At 40.4% G+C, this 314-nt stretch carries 1 pseudogene; it reads right to left on the reverse strand.

Annotation, left to right across the window (positions count from 1 at the left end):
• Window positions 1–61 precede the first annotated feature (61 nt).
• Window positions 62–314 (reverse strand): annotated as a pseudogene (locus AB4496_RS29535) (TetR family transcriptional regulator); the annotation flags it as partial.

The following is a 314-nucleotide window of genomic DNA, read 5'->3' on the forward strand; positions in this document are numbered from 1 at the left end:
GTAGTACAGCGATGAGTAACATGAAGAAAGTCCACTTTTTCATTCTAGTTAGAACTCCAAATTAGTGTGTAATAATCGCATCCCAACTTGCTTCAATCGCCGCTTCAATGGCTTTTTTATCAAGTTGGTAATATCCAAGAGATTGCTTACGGGCCAGCGTGACACTGACTTCTAAGCTAAGTGCTGCTAAAACAGGGTTTTCTAGAGGCTTAAACACCCCTTGCTCTCTACCTTCAGTAAAGAGTTGATCTATTTTGTGGAACATTTTTCGTTCAATCTCTTTGGTCTCATGGCTGCGAATACAAGGTAAAGAG

The sequence above is a fragment of the Vibrio sp. 10N.222.46.A1 genome (assembly GCF_041473595.1).
Lineage (GTDB): Bacteria > Pseudomonadota > Gammaproteobacteria > Enterobacterales > Vibrionaceae > Vibrio > Vibrio tasmaniensis_A.